The sequence below is a fragment of the Paracoccus marinaquae genome (assembly GCF_018860165.1).
In the GTDB taxonomy this organism is placed as follows: domain Bacteria; phylum Pseudomonadota; class Alphaproteobacteria; order Rhodobacterales; family Rhodobacteraceae; genus Paracoccus; species Paracoccus marinaquae.
In genome coordinates, this window is record NZ_JAHKNG010000080.1 from 1 (window position 1) to 5,725 (window position 5,725).

The 5,725-nt window shown below is 59.8% G+C and carries 7 protein-coding genes and 1 pseudogene; 4 read left to right on the forward strand and 4 right to left on the reverse strand.

What is annotated here, in order from left to right:
* Positions 1–156 precede the first annotated feature (156 nt).
* On the forward strand, positions 157–441 hold the full coding sequence (locus tag KNW02_RS21335; protein ID WP_216034931.1) for a hypothetical protein: 285 nt from the start codon (positions 157–159) through the stop codon (positions 439–441).
* A 143-nt stretch (positions 442–584) separates the two neighbouring features.
* On the opposite strand, the gene KNW02_RS19920 is transcribed toward KNW02_RS21335, so the two are convergent.
* The 4 genes from KNW02_RS19920 to ectA form a co-directional block, all read right to left on the reverse strand.
* A complete protein-coding gene (locus tag KNW02_RS19920) occupies positions 585–2,024 on the reverse strand; it encodes an aspartate kinase (protein WP_216034932.1) in 1,440 nt (479 codons plus the stop codon).
* 69 nt (positions 2,025–2,093) lie between these two features.
* The gene (locus tag KNW02_RS19925; RefSeq protein WP_216034933.1) at positions 2,094–2,489 is read right to left on the reverse strand and encodes an ectoine synthase; all 396 of its coding nucleotides are present in this window, start codon (positions 2,487–2,489) and stop codon (positions 2,094–2,096) included.
* A 6-nt stretch (positions 2,490–2,495) separates the two neighbouring features.
* A complete protein-coding gene (gene ectB, locus KNW02_RS19930; protein ID WP_216034934.1) occupies positions 2,496–3,785 on the reverse strand; it encodes a diaminobutyrate--2-oxoglutarate transaminase in 1,290 nt (429 codons plus the stop codon).
* A gap of 50 nt (positions 3,786–3,835) precedes the next feature.
* Positions 3,836–4,366 (reverse strand): diaminobutyrate acetyltransferase, encoded by a 531-nt coding sequence (gene ectA / locus KNW02_RS19935; protein ID WP_216034935.1) that lies wholly within the window; start codon positions 4,364–4,366, stop codon positions 3,836–3,838.
* Between the two features lie 226 nt (positions 4,367–4,592).
* Here ectA and KNW02_RS19940 point away from each other — a divergent pair, with 226 nt between their 5' ends.
* The 3 genes and pseudogenes from KNW02_RS19940 to KNW02_RS19950 all read left to right on the forward strand — a co-directional run bounded on the left by KNW02_RS19940 (position 4,593) and on the right by KNW02_RS19950 (position 5,586).
* Complete coding sequence (locus KNW02_RS19940; protein WP_348524803.1) at positions 4,593–5,057, forward strand: MarR family winged helix-turn-helix transcriptional regulator; 465 nt, start codon at positions 4,593–4,595, stop codon at positions 5,055–5,057.
* Positions 5,058–5,088: 31 nt separating this feature from the next.
* Positions 5,089–5,286, forward strand: a pseudogene (locus tag KNW02_RS19945) (IS6 family transposase); the annotation flags it as partial.
* 96 nt (positions 5,287–5,382) lie between these two features.
* Positions 5,383–5,586: a hypothetical protein gene (locus KNW02_RS19950; protein ID WP_216034936.1), complete on the forward strand. Its 204-nt coding sequence runs from the start codon at positions 5,383–5,385 to the stop codon at positions 5,584–5,586.
* The last annotated feature ends 139 nt before the right edge of the window (positions 5,587–5,725 follow it).

The window sequence follows — 5,725 nt, forward strand, 5'->3', positions numbered from 1 at the left end:
GAACACCATACGGGCCCGCGGCATGACCAAGGCCGCATCAGAGGCCGGACACATGTCAGCACCCGGTGACGCGCGGAAAGCAGCTCTGAAATTACCCCTTGCGCAAGGGGCGGTTACACATGTTGCACAATTCGGCTGATGGCCAAGGCTACTAGCTTGCCAAGCACCGAAACGCAGATGCGGCAAAGGTCCCGCGCGATGCATGCTGCTGGATCTGATTTCTGCTGCCGTGCCGGAACGGGTCGTCATAGACAAGAGCAGCGCCAATCTCGCAGCGCTTCAGGCGGTGAACGCATTCCTGAAACTCACCGCCATTGGGCGAATATCGAGGTCCTGCAGTCGAAATATCTCAACACAATCCTCGAGCAGGACGACCACTTCATCAAGCTGATCGCCGTCCCGACACTGGGCATCAACCCCACAGAACTCGATCAGGGGTGAAGGGTATCTGCGCGCCAGCTTGCCAGTTACGCAACGCGACCGACCTGTTCGGCCCGCACCAGAGCGAGAGGCCCGCCACGGGCTACACCGCGAGCTGGGAAACTGCCATCGGTGGGCTGGACCGTAACGTTAATACCAAGCGGCTAAGCCGCGATACTGGCCGGTGTCTTTACCTCGATCAATTCGGAATGCAGCGCCTTGATGGCATCGTTAAGGTCATCCGGGCCGAGCAGGAATTGGACATCGACGGCACGGCTGGGTTTTTGCGCGGCCTGAACGGTAATGCCTGCACGATCCAGTGCCTGCAAACCACGCAGCAGAACATGTTCGCCCTTCAGGTCGCGGCCGATGGCCGATGCGATCGCAGCCGATCGTGCGGTGACGCTGGCCGAGGGGTAAAGCTTGGACAGTTCGGATTCGACCCGGCGCGCGCGTTTCAGCGACGTCGCCAGATAATGCGTGATCGTATTCGCGTTCGACGTCTTGGACACGATGAAGACATTATGGCGCGCCAGCATTTCGAGAATGGCCGCATCATAGCCTTTGACGCCGACCATATCCTGCTCGAACAGTTCCAGCACCACCACGGGCAGGCCGGTGACGATTTCCGCGCCGGTTGCCGTTGCGGCCGCGTCGTCGATCAGGGTACCGGGGTCTTCGGGTTCGAACGCATTGGTAACGCGAAGCGGGATTTTTGCCTGACGCAAGGTTTTGGCCGCTCTTGGATGGATCGCTTCCATGCCCAGATTGGCCAACTGGTCGGCGACGTCGTAATTCGTATGTCCCAGCTTGCGGACGGCCTCGGCGCCAACCAGTCCCGGATCCGCCGAGGACAGGTGAAATTCCTTGTGGATAATCGCCTCTTTCGCGCCGGTCAGCCGCGCCAGTCGCGAGAACGTAACCTCGGAATAACCGCGGTCGAATTCCGCCATCAGCCCTTCGGTGCATTGGGCATAGCCGGTGACGATGGGCAATTCCGTCGTCAGATCAATGCCTTCCATCGCCGTGCGCAGGCGTTCTTCCAGCGCGAATTCGCGTTCGTCCCGCCAGCCGGTCAGATCGATATAGCGTGCCGAAACCCCCGCGCGGCGCAGCAGCAAGGTAGCGACAAAGGCGGAATGCGCCTCGCCCAAGCCGGACAGCAATTCACGAAACACCATCATATGCTTGGACAGCCGGAAATGGCCATAGCTGCACAGGCGCTGCAAATCGAACAGGCAGGAGCGCGCGCCCTCGATCCGTTCGCGCACGAATTCATCAGCCTGCGACTGATCGGCGCCATGGTCGAGAATGTTGTGGTTCGCTTCGCGCATGGCAGTCGCCACGCGGTCGAGCGCCTCGAGCCAGCCATGACCTTCCGCAGCATTGGCAAAGCTGGCATAGACGCCCGGCTCACCCGTTTTCTTGTGTTCCAGCAAGAGGTTGGTGATACCGCCAAAGGCCGAGACAACGAAGATGCGGCCATAGAGATCCGCACCCTTGAGGTCGCCGATCAGCAATGTATCGCGTAGCTCGGTCAGGCGGCTCATCGAGGTGCCACCGATCTTTTCTACCGTGTGCTCGGGGAAGTTCTGTTCGCTCATGCGCATTCCCGGCCCTGTTGGCAGGCCGGGCCTCTGATTGATTGTTCCTGTTGCGCGACGGTGCGGAGTTCAGGCGTTTTCGGTTGTCGGCGCGGCGTAAGATCCGTCTGCCTGATGAACTTCGGTCCCGGTCACGGGCGGGTTGAAGCAGCAGGCCATGACCAGCTCCTGCTCGGCGCGCAGGATGTGCTTGTCATGCAGGTTCAGCGCATACATCACACCAGGCGTGATCTGGTGTGTCTCGCCAGTGGCCAGATCGGTGATCGATCCCTTGCCGGACATGCAATAGACGCTTTCGAAATGGTTCTTGTAATGGAACGTATGTTCCGAACCAGCCTCCAGCGTGGTGATGTGGAAGGAAAAGCCCATCTTGTCATCCGCCAGCAGCATGCGGACCGATGACCACTGCGCGTCCTTCACATCGCGGTCGGTATTCTTCAGCTTGTTGAAATCACGAACGATCATGTCTGTTTACTCCGCTGCGATCTGGCTGTTGACGGTGGCATCGCGCACGGCGGCCTCCAGAATATCCAGACCCTTGGTGAAAATTTCGTCGGGCGTCGTCAGAGCGGCCAGAACCTTGACCACTTCGTCATGCGCGCCCGAGGTTTCGATAATCAGGCCGTTTTCAAAGCAATTCGCGCAGATCACGCCGGCCAGCTCGCCGCTGCCCACATCAACACCGCGCATCATGCCGCGACCTTTCAGGGTGGCACCAGGAACCATATCCGCGATGGCCTGCAGGCGGTCGCGCAAATAGTCGCCCTTACGCTGCACTTCTCTCTGGAAGGTGTCATCGGCCCAGAATTTTTCCAGCGCGACACGTGCGGTCACGAAGGCATGGGTGTTGCCGCGGAAGGTGCCGTTATGCTCGGCCGGCTTCCAGATGTCGTGTTCAGGCTTGATCAAAAGCGCGGCGAAGGGCAGGCCCATGCCGCTGAAGGATTTCGCCTGCGTGATCATGTCGGGGTCGATGCTGTATTCCTCGGTCGAGAAATAGGTGCCCGTGCGCCCGATGCCGGCCTGAATATCGTCGATAATCAGCAGGGCGCCATGCTTGCGGGCGATGCGCTGAATGCCTTGCAGCCATTCCTTGCTGGCCGCATTCAGACCGCCTTCGCCCTGAACAGGCTCGACGATGAAAGCCGCCGGCGCATCAATGCCACTTGACGGGTTGTCGAGCGCCCATTCGATATAATCCAGCGTATCCGTGTCGCCCATCGCGTTCTCGAAGGGCATATGCGTGACGTCAGCCAGACTGCCGCCGCCCGCGCCGTCGCGCTTGCCGGAATTGCCGGTCAGAGCCAGCGCCCCCATGGTCATGCCGTGGAAGGCATTGGTAAAGGCGATGACATTGCGCCGGTCGGTGACCTTGCGCGCCAGCTTGATCGCGGCCTCAACCGCGTTGGTCCCGGTCGGGCCGGTCATCATGACCTTATAATCCATGCCGCGAGGTTTCAGGATCAGGCGCTCGAACGCATCCAGAAACGCGGCCTTTTCGGCGGTAAACATGTCCAGCCCATGTGCGATGCCGTCACTGCTGATATGATCGATCAGCGCGGCCTTCATATCCGGGTCGTTATGGCCATAATTCAACGAGGAGCAGCCGGCGAGAAAGTCGATATACTCGCGCCCGTTCTCTGCCGTCATGACCGAACCGTTGGCCTTGGTGAAGACCGTCGGAAAGTTGCGGCAATAGGAACGCGCCTCGGATTCGCGGCGCTCGAAAATAGCGGTGTCGGCCGTCTTGTCAGTCGGCATGGGATAACCTCGGAATGTGATTGCGTTGTACGGCAGTGCAGCGGGGCGGTTTAGGCCGCGCGCGCCACGGGGGCCGGGAAACGGATGGTGACCATATGCTCGGTCGCGTGCTCGCCGTCGAAATGGTCGTCTTTCTTGAAATGGGGTTCATCCGTCAGGATGCCATTGTGACGATCCGCAAGGCTGCGAAACAGACCCCAGCTTGCGTCATTGTCACTGGTGATGGTGGTTTTCAGATGCAGAACGCCGGCCATGTCGTCACGCGACAGGAGCCTGTCCAGCATTTGTCCGCCGAGGCCCACGCCGCGCGCATCCTGCGATACGGCGATCTGCCAGACGAACAGAGTGTCCGGGGCGTCTGGCAGGATGTAGCCCGAGATCCAGCCGACGGGCACGCCGTTCTGTTCGGCAAGGATGCAGGTGTCGGCGAAATGATCGCACTGGATCAGGTTGCAATACATGCTGTTCTCATCCAGCGGCTTGCAAGCCCGGATCAACGCCCAGATGTCGCTGCCATCCTCTGCCTCCGGCTTGCGGAAGGTCAGTTGATCCTGATGTTCCGTGTCGACCATGTCCCTCATGCGGCGCCCCTTGGTTATTTCGCAACACAAAATAACATGCATCGATCTTTTCGCAAGTGCAGCATCAGGAATTTTACGAAAAAGTGCGCTAATAGCGCTATTTTCGACAGTTCCGGCGCAGGATCTGCGGCCAAAAAATATTCGCATATCTAACTATTGTTGAGAGATCATTGACCATTCTTACGAAATGCAGAAGATTGGCTGACCGCCTGAACGGAGACCGCCTGTGGATCGTATCGACAGTTGCCTGATCGCTCTTCGTAGAATTTTGCGGGCATCCGAGTCGCATGGCAAGGAGCTCGCCCAATCCGTGGGCATGACGCCGGTCCAGTTCAGGGTTATCCAGATCGTTGCCGAGACGGGCAGTAGCACGGCCGGAGCGATCGCCAAGCGGATGCATGTCGCACCAGCGACGGTCACCGCGATCATCGACAAGCTGGAACGCGCGGGCCATGTCAGTCGTCAGCAAAGCCAAACAGACCGCCGCCAGACGGATATCGTGCTGACCGAGCAGAGCCGCAGGGTGCTGGATCGCGCGCCCGACGCGCTGCAACAGAAATTCGCGACCGATTTCGAAGGCCTCGAAGATTGGGAGCAGGCGATGATCGTGGCGGCTCTAGAACGGGTGGCCGCGATGATGGACGGCACAAACGCAGATCGCGGGGCGGTGCTTTACCCGGGCGAGCTTTAGTAGCAGCGGCAGGCGGCGATGCGCCGTTCGCCTGATTTGGGTCAAGGGTGTACAATATCCGAAATCCGTGATCCTGCACGCGGTGTTCTTCTATGTGCGCTATGCCGTCTCCTACCGAGACGTTGAAGAGATCCTGGCCGAACGCGGCGTCACCTTCGACCACGCCACGCTGAACCGCTGGGTGGTGAAATTTGCGCCGCTGATCGCGGCCGAGGTGCAGAGGTGCAAGTGAGCAAACGGTCATCCTGACGATGCCGAGCATGTGCTATCGGTTGTTCTGGAGGAAGGGCAGACCGGGGCACCCATACTGCCCTTCCTTGACGCCATGAGCGATGCAGAGTTCTGGGCCCGCGCCGCGACGTTCGAGGATCTGCGTGCGGTTTTCCTGGCCGCAGGACGGATGCTGGCGCGTTATCCGCTCGAGCCGCGCGGCCGGGTCTGCGTGATTCACAGATTGATGGCTGGTCTAAGTGACGATGAACGGCAGGAGATCAGCTGCGCGAACCCCGCAGAACTGGATCAGGGGTGAAGGCGTTGCGGGGGTGTTGTCACGTTAACCGAAGGGTTGGCTGGCAAGGCCGTAAATGAAGGTCTTAGGCGATGCTGGCTGCTACTTTCCACGTGCGGAGAGCTTCCATCCGGTGGTAGCGAATGGTCAGGGCGGCGCG